This window comes from Pseudomonas sp. NBRC 111124 (assembly GCF_001320245.1).
GTDB lineage: Bacteria > Pseudomonadota > Gammaproteobacteria > Pseudomonadales > Pseudomonadaceae > Aquipseudomonas.
On record NZ_BCBA01000048.1, the window covers coordinates 64,404 to 80,562 of the forward strand.

At 62.4% G+C, this 16,159-nt stretch carries 13 protein-coding genes; 5 read left to right on the forward strand and 8 right to left on the reverse strand.

What is annotated here, in order from left to right; genetic code table 11:
• Positions 1 to 12 precede the first annotated feature (12 nt).
• The 4 genes from pqqC to APH28_RS19475 are packed head-to-tail and all read left to right on the forward strand — an operon-like array spanning position 13 to position 3,931.
• Positions 13 to 750, forward strand: a complete 738-nt coding sequence (pqqC, locus tag APH28_RS19460) for a pyrroloquinoline-quinone synthase PqqC (RefSeq protein WP_177334278.1) — start codon at positions 13 to 15, stop codon at positions 748 to 750.
• Positions 747 to 1,022 (forward strand): pyrroloquinoline quinone biosynthesis peptide chaperone PqqD, encoded by a 276-nt coding sequence (gene pqqD / locus APH28_RS19465; protein WP_060512155.1) that lies wholly within the window; start codon positions 747 to 749, stop codon positions 1,020 to 1,022. The genes pqqC and pqqD overlap by 4 nt, the downstream gene beginning before the upstream one ends.
• Positions 994 to 2,142, forward strand: a complete 1,149-nt coding sequence (gene pqqE / locus APH28_RS19470; protein ID WP_060512156.1) for a pyrroloquinoline quinone biosynthesis protein PqqE — start codon at positions 994 to 996, stop codon at positions 2,140 to 2,142. Before pqqD ends, pqqE begins: the two co-directional genes overlap by 29 nt.
• Positions 2,108 to 3,931 carry a S9 family peptidase gene (locus APH28_RS19475; RefSeq protein ID WP_060512157.1) on the forward strand — a complete coding sequence of 608 codons (1,824 nt, stop codon included), beginning with the start codon at positions 2,108 to 2,110 and terminating at the stop codon, positions 3,929 to 3,931. The genes pqqE and APH28_RS19475 overlap by 35 nt, the downstream gene beginning before the upstream one ends.
• Positions 3,932 to 3,964: 33 nt before the next feature.
• On the opposite strand, the gene APH28_RS28215 is transcribed toward APH28_RS19475, so the two are convergent.
• The gene (locus APH28_RS28215; RefSeq protein WP_033696002.1) at positions 3,965 to 4,123 is read right to left on the reverse strand and encodes a YqaE/Pmp3 family membrane protein; all 159 of its coding nucleotides are present in this window, start codon (positions 4,121 to 4,123) and stop codon (positions 3,965 to 3,967) included.
• A gap of 139 nt (positions 4,124 to 4,262) precedes the next feature.
• Positions 4,263 to 5,543 carry an aspartate aminotransferase family protein gene (locus tag APH28_RS19480; RefSeq protein ID WP_060512158.1) on the reverse strand — a complete coding sequence of 427 codons (1,281 nt, stop codon included), beginning with the start codon at positions 5,541 to 5,543 and terminating at the stop codon, positions 4,263 to 4,265.
• 212 nt (positions 5,544 to 5,755) lie between these two features.
• Here APH28_RS19480 and APH28_RS19485 point away from each other — a divergent pair, with 212 nt between their 5' ends.
• A complete protein-coding gene (locus APH28_RS19485; protein WP_060512159.1) occupies positions 5,756 to 6,679 on the forward strand; it encodes a LysR family transcriptional regulator in 924 nt (307 codons plus the stop codon).
• A gap of 245 nt (positions 6,680 to 6,924) precedes the next feature.
• Here the strand turns inward: APH28_RS19485 and APH28_RS19490 are convergent, their stop codons facing one another.
• From APH28_RS19490 to bioD, 6 genes are all read right to left on the reverse strand, one after another.
• Complete coding sequence (locus tag APH28_RS19490) at positions 6,925 to 8,703, reverse strand: acyl-CoA dehydrogenase C-terminal domain-containing protein (RefSeq protein ID WP_060512160.1); 1,779 nt, start codon at positions 8,701 to 8,703, stop codon at positions 6,925 to 6,927.
• A gap of 145 nt (positions 8,704 to 8,848) precedes the next feature.
• Complete coding sequence (locus APH28_RS19495) at positions 8,849 to 10,132, reverse strand: diguanylate cyclase (protein ID WP_060512161.1); 1,284 nt, start codon at positions 10,130 to 10,132, stop codon at positions 8,849 to 8,851.
• 181 nt (positions 10,133 to 10,313) lie between these two features.
• On the reverse strand, positions 10,314 to 12,449 hold the full coding sequence (locus tag APH28_RS19500) for a cytochrome-c peroxidase (protein ID WP_156340927.1): 2,136 nt from the start codon (positions 12,447 to 12,449) through the stop codon (positions 10,314 to 10,316).
• Positions 12,450 to 12,947: 498 nt separating this feature from the next.
• Positions 12,948 to 14,753 carry a phenylacyl-CoA dehydrogenase gene (locus APH28_RS19505; RefSeq protein WP_060512163.1) on the reverse strand — a complete coding sequence of 602 codons (1,806 nt, stop codon included), beginning with the start codon at positions 14,751 to 14,753 and terminating at the stop codon, positions 12,948 to 12,950.
• Positions 14,754 to 15,055: 302 nt separating this feature from the next.
• The gene (locus tag APH28_RS19510) at positions 15,056 to 15,352 is read right to left on the reverse strand and encodes a hypothetical protein (protein ID WP_060512164.1); all 297 of its coding nucleotides are present in this window, start codon (positions 15,350 to 15,352) and stop codon (positions 15,056 to 15,058) included.
• A 124-nt stretch (positions 15,353 to 15,476) separates the two neighbouring features.
• Entirely contained in the window at positions 15,477 to 16,157 is a 681-nt protein-coding gene (gene bioD, locus APH28_RS19515) for a dethiobiotin synthase (protein ID WP_060512165.1), read from the reverse strand.
• Positions 16,158 to 16,159: the final 2 nt, after the last annotated feature.

Consider the following 16,159-nt stretch of genomic DNA (forward strand, 5'->3'; position numbering starts at 1 on the left):
GACGCATTGCCAATGTCACCTGCCGAGTTCGAGCAGGCCCTGCGCGCCAAGGGCGCCTACTACCACATTCACCACCCTTACCACGTGGCGATGTACGAAGGCCGCGCCAGCCGCGAACAGATCCAGGGCTGGGTGGCCAACCGCTTCTACTACCAGGTCAACATCCCGATGAAGGATGCCGCGATCCTGGCCAACTGCCCGGACCGCGAAATCCGCCGCGAGTGGATCCAGCGTCTGCTCGACCACGACGGCGCACCCGGCGAGGATGGCGGTATTGAAGCCTGGCTGCGCCTGGGCCAGGCCGTCGGCCTCGACCCTGACCAGCTGCGTTCCCAGGAACTGGTACTGCCCGGCGTGCGCTTCGCCGTCGACGCCTACGTCAACTTCGCCCGCCGCGCCAGCTGGCAGGAAGCGGCCAGCAGCTCGCTGACCGAGCTGTTCGCCCCGCAGATCCACCAGTCGCGCCTGGACAGCTGGCCGCAGCACTACCCGTGGATCGACCCGGCCGGCTACGAGTACTTCCGCACCCGCCTGGGCCAGGCCCGGCGTGACGTGGAGCACGGCCTGACGATCACCCTGCAGCACTACACCACCCGCGCGGGCCAGGAGCGTATGCTGGAAATCCTGCAGTTCAAGCTGGATATCCTCTGGAGCATGCTCGATGCCATGAGCATGGCCTACGAGCTGAACCGCCCGCCTTACCACACCGTCACCCAGCAACGGGCCTGGCACAAGGGGATTGCCCTATGAGTTTCGACCGCAACCAGGTGCCGAACTGGCGCCCCGGCTACCGTTTCCAGTACGAGCCGGCACAGAAAGGCCATGTGCTGCTCTACCCCGAAGGCATGATCAAGCTCAACGACAGCGCCGGCCTGATCGGCGGGCTGATCGATGGCAAGCGTGACGTGGCGACGATCATTGCCGACCTCGAACAACAATTCCCTGGTGCGCCCGAGGTCGCCGACGACATCGAGCAATTCATGGAGGTGGCCCGTGCCGAACACTGGATCACCCTCGCCTGAGGTGCCGGTTGGCCTGCCGCTGTGGCTGCTGGCCGAACTCACCTACCGCTGCCCGTTGCAGTGCCCGTACTGCTCCAACCCGCTGGACTTCGCCGCCCAGGGCCAGGAACTGAGCACAGCACAGTGGTTCAAGGTGATGGCCGAAGCCCGCGAGATGGGCGCTGCGCAGATCGGCTTTTCCGGTGGCGAACCGCTGGTGCGCCAAGACCTCGCCGAGCTGATCGGCGAGGCTCGCCGCCTGGGCTACTACACCAACCTGATCACCTCCGGCATCGGCTTGACCGAAGCGCGCATCGCCGCCTTCAAGGACGCCGGGCTGGACCATATCCAGATCAGCTTCCAGGCCAGTGACGAGCAGGTCAACAACCTGCTGGCCGGCTCGAAGAAAGCCTTCGCCCAGAAGCTGGAGATGGCCCGTGCGGTGAAGGCCCACGGCTATCCGATGGTGCTCAATTTCGTCACCCATCGGCACAACATCGACAAGATCGACCGCATCATCGAGCTGTGCATTGCCCTCGAGGCAGACTTTGTCGAGCTTGCCACCTGCCAGTTCTATGGCTGGGCGCACCTCAACCGCCTGGGCCTGCTGCCGACCCGTGCGCAGCTCGAACGTGCCGAACGCATTACCAATGAGTACCGGGAAAAGCTCAAGGCTGCGGGCAGCCCGTGCAAGCTGATCTTCGTCACCCCGGACTACTACGAGGAACGCCCCAAGGCCTGCATGAACGGCTGGGGCAGCCTGTTCCTGACCATCACGCCGGACGGCACCGCCCTGCCTTGCCACGGTGCTCGGCAACTGCCGGTGCAGTTCCCCAACGTGCGCGACCATGACCTGCACCACATCTGGTACGACTCGTTCGGCTTCAACCGCTACCGCGGTTACGACTGGATGCCCGAGCCCTGCCGCTCGTGCGACGAGAAGGAAAAGGACTTCGGCGGCTGCCGTTGCCAGGCCTTCATGCTGACCGGCGATGCCAGCAAGGCCGACCCGGTGTGCGCCAAGTCGGCCGACCACGGCATCATCCTCAAGGCCCGCGAGGAGGCGGAAACCGCCCAACTTGCCATCGAAGAGATGACCTTCCGCAATGAGCGCAACTCCCGTGTCATCGTCCGTGGCTGACTTCAGCGCCGCCCAGGCTGTCGCCGCCGGCACCGACTTCGCCGAACTCAAAGTCAGTGCCGAGGGGCTGTTTTGGAACGAGTTCCGCCCGGCCGATGGCGCCTGCCGTATCTGGCATTGGCGTGACCAGCAAGCACGTTGCCTCACCCCCGATGGCTTCAGCGTGCGCAGCCGGGTCTACGAGTACGGTGGCGGCAGCTTCTGCCTGGGCGGCGACGGGCTGCTGTTTGTCAACGAAAAGGATCAGCAGGTCTATACCCAGAGCCTCGCGGGCACAGCACCACGTGCCCTGACCGCCGAAGCAGACTGCCGCTATGGCGACGTGCAGTGGCACGACGGCAAGGTGCTGGCAGTCGAAGAGCGCCATGCCGAAGGCGTCGAGCATCGCCTGGTGGCCTTGGACGAAACCACGCGCGACGTGCTCGCCGAAGGCGCCGACTTCTATGCCGCGCCAACGGTCAGCGCTGATGGCCAACGCCTGGCCTGGGTCGAATGGGACCGCCCGGCACAGCCCTGGACCCTTACACGGCTGATGTGCCGCGAACGCGACGCCAATGGCGACTGGGGGGCCGCGCACTGTATCGCCGCCGCGGACGAGTCACTGCAACAGCCACGCTTCGACACCGAAGGCCGTTTGTACTGTTTGTCTGACCGCAATGGCTTCTGGCAGCCCTGGGGCGAGATCAACGGCCATTGGCAAGCGCTGCCTGCCGAGCCAGCCGACCATGCCGCAGCACCTTGGCAACTGGGCACCAGCACCTGGTTGCCGATAAGTCAGCAGCGGTATCTGGCCACCTGGTTTGAAGGCGGCATCGGGCAATTGGGCGTGCACAATGAACATGGCCGCATGGAGCGCTTCGCCAGCGCCTACACACGGTTCCGCAACCTGGCCATGGATGCCGAACACCTCTACGCCGTCGCAGCTTCGCCCATCAGCCCGCCAGCGGTGATCGCCATTTCCCGCGCCAACCATGAGGTCAGCGTGCTGGCCGGCGGCGCCGAAGTGCTGCCTGCACATCAGATCAGCCTGCCGCAATCGATCCATTACGCCAGCGGTGACGCGTTTGCCCATGGCTTTTTCTATCCGGCAACCGGCAGCAAGGGCCCTTCACCTGTGCTGATATTTATCCACGGCGGCCCGACCTCTGCTTGCTACCCCGTGCTCGACCCACGCATCCAATACTGGACCCAACGCGGTTTCGCCGTGGCTGACCTGAACTACCGCGGCAGCACCGGCTTTGGCCGGGCATACCGCCAGGCACTGCACCTGCGCTGGGGCGAAAGCGATGTGCAGGATGCCTGCGCCGCCGTCGAGCATCTGGCCGGTTTAGGGCTGGTCGACCCCGACAAGGCCTTCATTCGCGGAGGCAGTGCCGGTGGCTACACCACGCTGTGTGCCTTGGCTTTCCACGACGTGTTCCGCGCCGGTGCCAGCCTGTACGGGGTCAGTGACCCCGTTGCCCTGGGCCGGGCCACGCACAAGTTCGAGGGGGATTACCTGGACTGGCTGATCGGCGACCCGCAACAGGATGCCGAGCGCTACCGCCAGCGCACACCGCTGCTGCATGCTGCACAAATCAAGGTGCCGGTGATCTTCTTCCAGGGCGAACTGGATGCGGTGGTAGTGCCGGAGCAGACGCGCTCGATGCTGAAGGCATTGCAGGCCAATGGCATCGAGGCCGAGGGGCATTTCTATGCAGGGGAACGGCATGGGTTCCGCAAGGCCGAGAACCTGGCGCATGCTTTGGAACAAGAGTGGAAATTCTATTGCCGAGTGCTGGAGAGCTGACAGCCTGGGGCCGCTTTGCGGCCCCAGGCATCCTCAGCGTTTGGCGATGATGTACACCGCATGCACGATCCCGGGGATGTAGCCCAGCAGGGTCAGCAGAATGTTCAGCCAGAACGCCCCGGCAAACCCCACCTGCAGAAACACGCCAAGCGGCGGCAAGATGATGGCGATGATGATGCGAATGAAGTCCATGCGTGTCTCTCCTGAAGGGGTTACAACAGAGACCCGCTGCGCTTCGCAGAGGTTCCACAGGCAAAAAAAACGCCCCGGGCCAAATGAAACAGGCACGGGGCGATGCGCAGAAACGCCAGACGGTTCGTTGAATTCGTGATCAGGCCGGCATCTCGCGGCGGGCCTGTTGTTGCGCGTGCAGGCGGGCAAAGGCCCGAGCCAGGCGCAGGAGCATTTCATCGATGTTGCCCTTGCTCACGGTCAGTGCCGGCGAGAAGCGCACCACATCGGGTTGCGGCGCATTGAGCAGCAAGCCTTCGTGCAAGGCGGCCTCAACCAGTTCCCTGGCCAGGTTCTCCTGCAGTTGCAGTGCCCAAAGCAGGCCTTGGCCGCGCACTTCCCCCAGACCGTATCGACCAGCCAGGCGGCTCAGGCCATCGCGCAGATGTCGGCCACTGTCCTGCACCTGCTCGAAGAAGCCTGGCTCCAGCACGGTTTCCAGCACGGCCAGGCCGGCGGCGCTCATCAGCGCATTGCCGTGATGGCTGCCCTCCAGTTCCCCGGGTTCGGCACAGCAGGCGGTACCGCGCGCCAGCAAGGCGGCCAGCGGCACGCCACCACCCAGGCCTTTGCCGAGGGTGATGATGTCGGCACGCACGCCGTAGGTCTGCTCCGCCAGCAATGCCCCACAGCGGCCAATGCCTGTCTGTACCTCGTCGAGAATCAGCAGGATGCCCAGCTCCCGGCAGAGCGTTTCCACCCCTTGGAGATACTCGCGCGTCGCCGGGATTACCCCCGCCTCGCCCTGGATCGGTTCGAGCATGATCGCCACGGTGCGCGAATCGACCTCGGCATGCAGCGCGGCCAGGTCGTTGAACGGCACCTTGCTGAACCCCGGCAAGCCCGGCTCGCAACGGTTGCACGGCAGCGGGTCGGAGGCCGACAGCGCGCCCAGGCTGCGGCCATGGCAGGCCTGGCTGGCGGTGATGATGTGGTAGGCGCCGTTGCGGTGCAGCTGGCCCCACTTGCGCGCCAGCTTGATCGCCCCTTCACAGGCCTCGGCGCCGCTGTTGAGCAGGTAGGCCTGGTCGCTGCCAGTGCTCTGGCACAGGCGGTTGACCAGCGCCAGCAGGCCACGGCTGTGGTAGCCCGCACCCGGGTTGATCAGCGCCTGGGCCTGGTTGCCCAACGCCTTGACCAGTGCCGTCGGGCTGTGTCCGAGGCTGTTGACCGCGCCGCCTTGGGTGAAATCCAGGTAGGCATGCCCTTCGTTGTCCCACAACCAAGAGCCCTGACCACGCACGAACACTTGCGCCGCACGCTCGTTGCTTGGCATCAGGCGCTCGCGGGACAACTGCGGCGCATCCGCCACGATCACCGGCGCACGCTTGGGCTCGGCAACCGCGGCAGGGGCCGAACGGCGCAGGTTGAACAGGTTCATCGGGGCTCCAACCAATCACGGTAAAGGGCAGCCAGGGGTCCGGTCTTGGTGCCGGCGCTGGATAATTTTGCCTTTCCTATCAAAAGTGTTTTTCAAACGCGGTAACAATGAGCTGATTGATCGCTGTAACCCGTTGGAATACGGCGATAGACTAGGCGTCGGCAGCCTTTGCGGCCATTTCGTTTTTTCAGCTTTTTTGATAAGCATTACTTATGGATTTCCGCCAACTGCGTTATTTCGTCGCGGTGTATGAAGAAGGCCATGTCGGCCGCGCCGCCGAACGCCTGTCACTGTCGCAACCGGCGCTGTCTCAACAGATTCGCCAGCTTGAGCACAGCCTCGACCTGAGCCTGTTCGAGCGCAGCAACAAGCGCCTGCTGCCGACACTGGCTGCGCACACCCTCTACAACCATGCCTTGCCGTTGCTCGATGGCCTGCAACGGGCCCATGAAGCCATGCGCAACTTCAAAGGCCAGTCACTGCGAACGCTGGCCATTGGTGTACTGCAGACCGTGCGGCCAAGCCTCGTGCCGCAGTTGCTGGAGCGTGTGCGCAAGGCTCAGCCACATCTCGTGGTGCAGATCTACGAATTGTCGGGGTTGGAGATCGAGCGGCGGCTGCTCAATGGCAACCTGGACATCGGCATCAGCTACCTGCCACCGCGCCAGCCAGGGCTACACGGCTCACTGCTGTACGAGGACGAGTTGCAGGTTGTCATCCCGGATACCCACCCATTGAAGGACTTCAAGAAAGTCTCGATCAAGCAGGCCGCCGAACTGCCCATGTTGATGCTCGGTGAGGAATTCCAGATCCGCCAGATCTGGAAGGAACAGCTCGCCGCCCAAGGCCGTAGACCACAAGTGCAAGCCGAGATGAACAACATGGCGGGGATTCTCGACAGCCTGGCGCACACTGCGCTGGCGACCATCCTGCCAGGGCGGGCCAAGGATGCTGCCGAGGGCGACCAGGGTTTGCTGTGGAAACCGTTGAGTGAGCCGCGGGTACCGCTGAAGGTTGGCCTGGTGTTCCGTGATGCCCAGCGCCAGCAGGCTTCGGTGGAGCTGCTGCGCACATTATTGGAGGAAGAGACCGACACCCGGCTGCTGGGTGCTGCGCCGCTGGATGTGCATGGCTGAAAAAACGCAGACAAAGAAAACCCCGCCGAAGCGGGGTTCTCTAGACTGTTTCCCTGTGACATCCCTATCGCCCCACCATCCTGGCAGGAAATCCTTCGTTGTCCCTGTTCTGTCCTTAGCGCTTCCTGCGCAACGTCCATGTAGAAAGATTAACCGTGGATCCAATCTGACACCAGTGGCGAAAAGTCACCACGTCATGTAGGAAAAGGCTTACAAGAAGTAGTCATTCGAAACACTTTCACCGATCAGAACTGTTCGGCGTCCAGCTGGTACAACGACTCACTGCCCGCTTTCACCGAGGCTACCAGCGAGTTCACTCGCGGCAGCAAGCGCGCGAAGTAGAACCGCGCCGTGCCCAGCTTGGCCGAATAGAACGCCTCGTCGCCCTCGCCTGCCTTGGCCGCCCGCGCCATCAATGCCCACATGTAGGCATAGGCCACATAGCCAAAGGCATGCAGGTACTCGACCGACGCAGCACCAATTTCATTCGGATTGCCCTTGGCCTGCTCCAGCACCCACTCGGTCAGCCCGTCGAGCTGATCCAGGTAGGCGCCCAGCGGCTTGGAAAACTCATCCAGTTCGCCGCCCGCGCTGGCGATGAACTGGCGAATCTCGTCAGAGAACAGCCTGTAGTACGCACCACCACTGGCCACCACCTTGCGCCCCATCAGGTCCAGCGCCTGGATACCGTTGGTGCCTTCGTAGATCTGGGTGATACGCACATCGCGCACCAGCTGCTCCTGGCCCCACTCGCGAATGTAGCCATGGCCACCGAATACCTGCTGGCCATGTACCGTGCACTCCAAGCCAAGGTCGGTGAGGAAGGCCTTGGCCACCGGGGTCAACAACGCCACCAGCTCTTCACTGCGTTTGCGCGTGGCCGGGTCTTCGCTGTACTTGGCGCTGTCGAGTTGCATCGCCACGTAGGTAGAGAAAGCACGACCGCCTTCGATCAGCGCCTTCATGGTCAGCAGCATGCGCCGCACATCCGGGTGGACGATGATCGGGTCGGCGGCCTTGTCCTTGGCCTGTGGCCCGGTCGGCGCGCGGCTCTGCAGGCGATCTCGGGCGTATTCCACAGCATTCTGGTAGGAACGCTCGGCCGAGGCCAGGCCCTGGATGCCCACGCCCAGGCGTTCGTAGTTCATCATGGTGAACATGGCCGCCAGGCCCTTGTTAGGCTCGCCGACGATGTAGCCGACCGCCTCGTCGAAGTTCATCACGCAGGTAGCCGACCCCTGGATACCCATCTTGTGCTCGATCGAACCACAAGTAGCGGGGTTGCGGGCGCCGAGGCTGCCGTCTGCATTGACCATGAACTTCGGCACCAGGAACAGCGAGATGCCTTTGGGCCCCGCCGGTGCGTCTGGCAGCTTGGCCAGCACCAGGTGGATGATGTTCTCGGTCAGGTCATGCTCGCCGCCGGTGATGAAGATCTTGGTGCCGCTGACCTTGTAGCTGCCATCGGCCTGGGGCTCGGCCTTGGTGCGGATGATGCCCAGGTCGGTACCCGCGTGCGGTTCGGTCAGGCACATGGAGCCGGCCCAGACGCCGGCATACATGTTCGGCAGGTACTTTTCTTTGAGCGCTTCACTGGCATGGGCGTTGATCGAAAGGCAGGCGCCGGCGGTCAGCATCGGGTACAGGCCGAACGCCAGGCTCGAGGCGTTGACCATTTCCTCGACCTGGGCCGAGATCGCCTTGGGCATGCCCATGCCACCGAACTGCGGGTCGCCGCCCACCCCCACCCAACCGCCTTCGGCGTAAGTGTTGTAGGCCTCGATGAAACCGGCTGGCGTGCGCACGGCACCGTTGTCCCAGTGGCAGCCTTCTTCGTCGGCGGCGCGGCTGAGCGGGGCGATGCTTTTGCTGGTGACCTTGCCGGCTTCTTCGAGCACAGCCATGGCGGTATCCGCGTCGACCGCCTCGGCCAGTTCGGGCAATTGCGCCCACAGCTCGGCTACGTTGAAGACTTCATTCAGTACGAAGCGCATGTCGCGCAGGGGCGCTTTATAGTCAGCCATGACAACCTCTCGCTGGTCGGGTCGGGGCGGCCACACGGACCGCAGCACGGGGTTGGTAAAAAAAGCAACCCGGGGTTGAATCCAGTGTAACCGAACAACTTTTGCGAGACATAGGGTCATCACGCGACCATATAGTCTATTCCGGTCACGCCATCCGCACCGCCCCGCGCTGGGATTGTTGACCATAGACCATGACACAGTTACGCCCGGCACCCTTGGCGCTATAAAGCGCCTGGTCGGCGGACTTGAGCACTTCTTCCGGGTTGCGATGGTCGACCTGGCGCTCGGCCACGCCGATGCTGATAGTCACCGATACCGTACCGCTGGCGCCGCCACTGCGGCGCTGACGCCCGGCAGAATCATCTTGCGGGCGGCTGTTCTGGTCACGCAGGTACATGGTGTAGTTGGCGATCATCTCGCGCACCGCTTCCACATGTGGCACGCACTCTTCGGCGGTCTTGCCGGCGAACACCAGGGCGAACTCCTCGCCACCGTAGCGATAGGCTCGGCCACCGCCGCTGACCTTGGACAAGCGGCTGGCGACCAGGCGCAGCACCTGGTCACCGACATCGTGACCGTGGGTGTCGTTGAATTTCTTGAAGTGGTCGACGTCAGTCATGGCGATCACGTAGTTGCGGCCCAGGCGCTGCATGCGCTCGTTCAACGCACGGCGCCCGGGCAACCCGGTCAGTTCGTCACGGAAGGCCATCTGGTAGGCCTCATGCGATACCGCTGCGGCAATCATCAACATCACCTGGCTGCACATGATGTTCAGGGTGAAGGGCAGGATGAAGGTCTTGGGCAGCATCCAGAAGATGCCGACCAGCCCGATCAGCTGCGCCGCATGCAAAGGCCGGGGCTCGCGCAGGTATTGCACCACCAGCAGGGCGAACACCACGAAGAACACCGGGTAGACCATCTGGATCAGGCTCATCCACTGGCCATGCAGCGATGGCCAGCGGATTTCCGCCAGCCAGCCCAGCAGCGCCTCGGGGAAGCTTTGTTCCAGTGCCACCGCCACACTGCCGACGGCGAACAGCACGGCAAAGCGGGCCAGCAGGTCCTGGGCCAGGTGCGTGCGTTCCTGCCAGGCGCCGAACAGGCCGTACAGGGCCGGCAGCAACAGGCACACCAGGTGGAAGATCACCGCCGCGTCCTCGCGCACACGGCCGTTGTCACGGTAGTAGTCGGTCTGGGTGTCGAGCAGGAAATACGCGATGTACACCGTGACCATCAGGAACAGCTCACGCTGGCGGCGATAGACGGCGCAGTAAGCGCCACCCAGCAGCAGCACCAAGGTGGGAAGGACGTTGAACAGTGATGTGAAGAAGACGCTGAGGTCTCTCACATAAGCCGCCGCAAGCCCAGCCAGCAACAGAATTAGCGAAGGCAGGAAATGGCTCGCGCGAACAGCATTTAGACGAAACAAGGGCAATCTCCGACCCGGCAGATCAATAATAGCATTGTGCCTTTACTTCATCGGCAGCACACGTGAATAGATGAGTACACCGGTGGGTTAACGGCAGCGGGGGTGGAGGGCTTGAGCTTTTCTTGCAACTGGACTGCAAGCAGGCGCGGTCCCTGTGGGAGCCGCGCTTGCCTGGGGAGCATTACAGGTCGTTGTTGAATGGCAGCAGTGGCCCCTGGGCAGTGGAGCGGCCTGAGGCACCGACGGCATTGAGCTGGAACTCCGCATCCTGCGCTTGCCGAGAGGTGCTTGCGCTGGCCGGTTTTTGCCCGACCGAGTTCTCATCGCCCTTCTCACCCTGCGGCAGGATCAGTGACGGGTGGTCGAACGGTGCCCGTTCCCAGGCGACGCGCGGGTCGGTCAAGCCGACTTCCATGAACTTGACCAGTGCATCCACTTCATCCGGGGTCAGGTTCAGCGTGGTCATGTCCGGGTCGAGGTTGGAACCGTTGTGCTGATTGACGGCCGGGTGTTCGAAGCCGCTGGTGTTGCTGGCGTCTTCGCCACGCCGGTCGCCGCCGCGGTTGTAGAACTCCATCACCTGTTGCAGGGTTGCCCGGCTGCCATTGTGGAAGTACGGGCCGGTCAAGGCGATGTTGCGCAGGGTCGGGGTTTTGAAAGCACCATCCACCGAGTCGCGGAAACCGACACTGGGCTTGAGGGTCGGGTCACAGGGTACTGCTGCACTCAGCGGTGCCTCGAAGGTACACACGTCGACATCCAGTGGATCAGGGATATTCCCGCCTTGCAGCTGGGTGTTGTACTCGCGGGTGAAGGACAGCGGATTGCCCCAGGCGTCCGCCCCCCCCAGCGCCAAGTCTTCGGCGGTCGGGCGCACACCGGTATTGTAGAAGCCGTTGTCGTAGAGCGTGGTCAGGCCATCGGCCATGACCATACGCTCGATGCGCTCACGCGGCTGGAACAGCAGCCGGCTGCCCGCGTTGGTCAGCTCTGCCCCCCCATGGCAGGCGACACACTTGCCCTTGCCCAGGAACAGCTCCATGCCTTGCACCTGCTGAGCGTTCATGGCGGTGTGATCGCCCTGCAGATAGGCATCCAGCGGCGCCTGGTCGGAGATCAGCGTGGCCTCGTACATCTGGATCGCCAGCCCGAAGAACAGCGGGAAGTTCGCCTCCATCTGGGAGTAGGGCTCGCCGCCCAGCAAGACTTGTTGCGTGGCATTCCACAGGCGTGGCTGGAAGGCGTTCCTGATCAGTTCTCGATAGGTCGGTCGGCGGGCGCTGGAGACAGGGCCGAGCACCGAATCGGTGGGCGAGATCTTCTGCCCCTTGAGCATCATGCTGTCGAGCATGCGCCGGCCGATGTCGGCGAAGGTGCGCCCACCACAGGACATTTCAACCGCGCTGCCAGGAGGCCCGACCGCTTGCGAGGCCGCCGAGGCATCCTTGAGGGCCAGGCGTACCTTGACCGCCACGCCACTGGCGTCCTTGGTCACGAAGATCCCTGCGTCAGGGTCGCGATTACCGAATGGGGACAAGCCGTTGAACACGTTGTTGGCCCGACCATCCCAGAAGTTGCGTACGTTGAACGCCGCGTTGATCACCGACGGCGCATTGCGCCCGGTAGCGCGGCGTACGTTGATGCCACCTACCTGGAAAACGCCGTCCGGTTGCTGAGTGCATTTGTCGAAGCGCGACTGACGAGGTTTGACGAAGTTGGCGTCGAACACACCTTGCGAACCGATGACGTCATCGCTCGAATAGACGATCGCCGAGTTGCGGTCCAGAGGGTTGGCCAGCACGTGCGTCGGGAAGTCGCCTTTTTTCAACGTGTAGTTCGGGCCGCCCTTACCGCCGGAGCGCGTGGTGTAGCTCGGCACATCACCGGGAATGTCGCCAGCCGTGAACGGCTTGTTGAAGATCGACGCCACGTTGGCATTGGTATTGGCCTGGCCGGGGTTGATCTGGTTGGTGACCCGGTGATCGACACCTGCGTGGTAGTGGCAGGAAGCGCAGGCGGTGGCACCGTCACTGCCGATCGCCATGTCCCAGAACAGGGCCTTGCCCAGAAGCACCACTGCCCCGCGGTTGATCACGTAATCGGACATCAGGTCGACCTTGCGGCCACCTTCGGTACCGGAGGGGTCCGGCGGCGTCATGCCACGCAGTGACTGGAGGCTGGGCACATCCGGCACGACCGGGGTAGTCCCGACCGGGTCCGCTGCCCGAACGCTGGTGAAAGTAAGACCGGCGGCGAGTGTCATCGCTAACGCACAGGCCAGACGAGGGGTTCGCAAGTTACTCAGATAGTCGACCATGATGGACTTCCCGACGGCTCAGGTTTTTCAGGCTGATCGTTCACGCAACTAAGTGCGCTTAATGCCACCATAGCTGTAACAAAGTATTTCGGATGGAAATATTACACGGTTTTTATACCGGTTTATTTACACAGCCATACCGATAAATACTGATCACAAAACTTCCTCACTTTGGGTGAGGGATCGCACCCAACATTGGGTGACATCCCCCATGAAAAGCCCACAGCCTGGGGAACTCGACGCCAAAATGGCGCGCAGTCAAACCTGGCAATATATTTGCTAATTCATATTTTAAGGCAGTGAGGAAGTTGGAGAGCCTTGAAGAAATAGCAAATTTAAAATGAGTGAAAAATAAGAGCCGCACGTGCACGAAAGTTGCGCTGCGACAGCTATTCTTATTAAGAAATAAAAGCAGGAAAACTGGACAGAACAGATAAAAAACAAGGCAAAAAAAAGCCGCTCACCAAGGAGCGGCTTTTATCAGTACTTCACCAGGGCTTAGTAACCCAGCGAGAAATCTTCTTCCTTCATGTCCATCAGGTTGTTGGCACCCGACAGCATGGTGGCCACGTGAGTGCGTGTACGCGGCAGGATGCGCTGGAAGTAGAAGCGCGCAGTCTGCAGCTTGGCGGTGTAGAAGGCTTCTTCGCTGGTGCCGGCGGCCAGTTTTTCTGCAGCCAGGCGGGCGATGTCAGCCCAGAAGTAGGCCAGGCACGCGTAGCCGGAGTACATCAGGTAATCCACCGACGCCGCGCCGACTTCCTCGCGGTCCTTCATCGCGGCCATGCCCACTTTCATGGTCAGCTCGCCCCATTCCTTGTTGATCGCGGCCAGTGGCGCGACGAATTCCTTGACCGCGTCATTGCCTTCCTGCGCCTGGCAGAACTTGTGCACGATCTTGGTGAAGCCCTTGAGCGCTTCGCCTTGGGTCATCAGTACCTTGCGACCGAGCAGGTCGAGGGCCTGGATGCCGGTGGTGCCTTCGTACAGCATGGAGATGCGGCTGTCGCGCACGTTCTGCTCCATGCCCCACTCGGCGATGAAGCCGTGGCCGCCGTAGATCTGCACACCGTGGTTGGCAGCTTCGAAGCCGACTTCGGTCATGAACGCCTTGGCGATCGGGGTCAGGAACGCCAGCAGGGCGTCGGCCTTCTTGCGCTCTTCCTCGTCTTGGCTGTACTTGACGATGTCCACCTGCTTGGCAGTGAAGTACACCATCGCACGGTTGCCTTCGGCGAAAGCCTTCATGGTCAGCAGCATGCGACGCACGTCCGGGTGGACGATGATCGGGTCAGCGGCTTTGTCGGGTGCTTTCGGACCGGTCAAGGAACGCATCTGCAGGCGCTCACGGGCGTATTTCAGGCCGCCCTGGAACGCAACCTCGGCGTGGGCCAGGCCTTGCAGCGCGGTACCCAGACGAGCGGTGTTCATGAAGGTGAACATGCAGTTCAGGCCTTTGTTGGCCGGGCCGATCAGGTAGCCGGTGGCAGCGTCGAAGTTCATCACGCAGGTGGCGTTGCCGTGGATGCCCATCTTGTGTTCGATCGAGCCACAGCTCACGCCGTTGCGCTCACCCACGCCGCCTTCGGCGTTGGGCAGGAACTTCGGCACGATGAACAGCGAGATGCCTTTGGTGCCCGCCGGAGCGTCCGGCAGGCGAGCCAGCACGATGTGGACGATGTTGTCGGCCATGTCGTGTTCACCGGCCGAGATGAAGATCTTGGTGCCGGATACTTTGTAGCTGCCGTCAGCCTGTGGCTCGGCTTTGGTGCGCAGCATGCCCAGGTCGGTACCGCAGTGTGGCTCGGTCAGGCACATGGTGCCGGTCCACTCGCCGGACACGAGCTTGGTCAGGTAGGTATGCTGCTGCTCGGCGGTACCGTGCGCGGAGATGGTGTTCATCGCGCCATGGGACAGGCCTGGGTACATACCCCACGACCAGTTCGAACCGCCGACCATTTCGCTCAGGGCCAGGCCCAGCGACTCTGGCAAGCCCTGGCCGCCGTGTTCGACGTCGTGCGCCAGGCTCGGCCAGCCGCCTTCCACGAACTGCTCATACGCCGCCTTGAAGCCGGTCGGGGTCTTCACGCCCGACTCGCTCCAGGTACAGCCTTCCTGGTCGCCAACACGGTTCAGCGGCGACAGCACCTGCTCACAGAATTTCGCGCCCTCTTCCAGGATCGCGTCGACCATGTCGGGTGTGGCGTCCTGGCAACCCGGCAGGCTCTGATAGTGCGCCTCGTAGCCGAGCAGCTCGTCGCGGACGAAACGAATATCACGCAAGGGGGCTTTGTAATCAGGCATTGCGATGAACCTCTGTGATGAGTTCGGTAGGGGACCGCTGAGGCCAACCAGCTCTTGTCGGCTTTGGGTCAAACAGTTGTTTGAAACTTACGTTTAGGACCGCCCGATGTCAAGAAGGGACTATAGTGCCATTTACGCCGCGAAAGATGGCGTTTATGCCAGCCCCAGAAAAAACAATGCCCCTGTGGGAGCGGGCATGCCCGCGAAAGGGCCAGGGCAGACAACAGAGCTGCCTGATCTGACGCATTCGCGGGCACGCCCGCTCCCACAGGGGCTGTGTATAACTTGGAAAAAATGGCCGATCAGGCGTAGGTGTCGATGAACCGCCCGAGCATTTCGTCGGACGCCTTGGCCACCTTTGCACCCAGTTCGACCTCGGTCTTGCCCAAGGCCAATTGCACGGTGCTGGTTGCCAGGTCCATTTGCTGGCTGCGGTCGACCCCGCGCAGGCGCTCGGCCTGGAAGTCGCTGGACTGGCTGGTGGCGGCGCGCTCGACCGAAGCGTTGGCGATTTGGCCTGCGGCCTGGTCAACACGGTTCTGGCCGTTGTAGATAGCGTTGAGGCCCGCGTAGTACGCGGTGCTGCCGGTGATTTCCATGTCAGAACTCCAATGACGCTGGATATGAACAGGCCCAATTAAAGCAGGCCGGGCACGAAAAGGCCCGTTTAAATCGCTAATGGCCCAGTGCTACTTGAAAGGCCACGGGCATACCTGCCAATGCTCAATCCAGTAGATCGAGATGCAAGTGCTCCGCCACCGCATCCGCTGTCGCCTGCTTGAGCTTCGGCACTCGCCCCAGGCACGGGGCAGGTAGACGCTCCGCCAGGCTGGCCAGGTTTTCTTCCAGCCGCGACGTCCGCGGTTCGATGATATTCGCCACCCAGCCTGCCAGCTGCAGCCCGTCGCGGGCAATTGCCTCGGCGCTGAGCAGTGCATGGTTGATGCAGCCCAGGCGCACCCCAACCACCAGAATCACCGGCAGTTTGAGGGCGATCGCCAGGTCAGAGAGGTTGGCATGGTTGGACAATGGCACGCGCCAACCGCCCGCCCCTTCGATCAGCGTGAAGTCTGCTTCCTGCTCCAGCACATGGCGCATGGTCTTTGACAACACTGTGACTTCCAGCGCAACACCCGCTTCCCGGGCCGCCACATGCGGCGCAATCGCCGGTTCGAAAGCAAACGGGTTGACTTCTTCATAGGCGAGCTTGATCGAGCTTTCGTCGATCAACGCCTGAGCGTCACTGTTGCGCAGGCCTTTGGGCGTCATGGTGCAACCCGAAGCGACCGGCTTTGCGCCCAAGGTACTCAACCCCTGCAACCGTGCAGCATGCAGCAGCCCGGCGGCGATGGTGGTCTTGCCGACATCAGTGTCGGTGCCGGCGATGAAATAGGCCTGGCTCATGT

Bases quoted from the DNA above. Each gene is read 5' to 3' on its own strand.
- pqqC (WP_177334278.1), top strand. From the start codon at position 13: ATGTCACCTGCCGAGTTCGAGCAGGCCCTGCGCGCCAAGGGCGCCTAC.
- pqqD (WP_060512155.1), top strand. From the start codon at position 747: ATGAGTTTCGACCGCAACCAGGTGCCGAACTGGCGCCCCGGCTACCGT.
- APH28_RS19475 (WP_060512157.1), top strand. From the start codon at position 2,108: ATGAGCGCAACTCCCGTGTCATCGTCCGTGGCTGACTTCAGCGCCGCC.
- APH28_RS28215 (WP_033696002.1), bottom strand. From the start codon at position 4,123: ATGGACTTCATTCGCATCATCATCGCCATCATCTTGCCGCCGCTTGGC.
- APH28_RS19480 (WP_060512158.1), bottom strand. From the start codon at position 5,543: ATGAACCTGTTCAACCTGCGCCGTTCGGCCCCTGCCGCGGTTGCCGAG.
- APH28_RS19485 (WP_060512159.1), top strand. From the start codon at position 5,756: ATGGATTTCCGCCAACTGCGTTATTTCGTCGCGGTGTATGAAGAAGGC.
- APH28_RS19490 (WP_060512160.1), bottom strand. From the start codon at position 8,703: ATGGCTGACTATAAAGCGCCCCTGCGCGACATGCGCTTCGTACTGAAT.
- APH28_RS19500 (WP_156340927.1), bottom strand. From the start codon at position 12,449: ATGGTCGACTATCTGAGTAACTTGCGAACCCCTCGTCTGGCCTGTGCG.
- APH28_RS19505 (WP_060512163.1), bottom strand. From the start codon at position 14,753: ATGCCTGATTACAAAGCCCCCTTGCGTGATATTCGTTTCGTCCGCGAC.
- APH28_RS19510 (WP_060512164.1), bottom strand. From the start codon at position 15,352: ATGGAAATCACCGGCAGCACCGCGTACTACGCGGGCCTCAACGCTATC.
- bioD (WP_060512165.1), bottom strand. From the start codon at position 16,157: ATGAGCCAGGCCTATTTCATCGCCGGCACCGACACTGATGTCGGCAAG.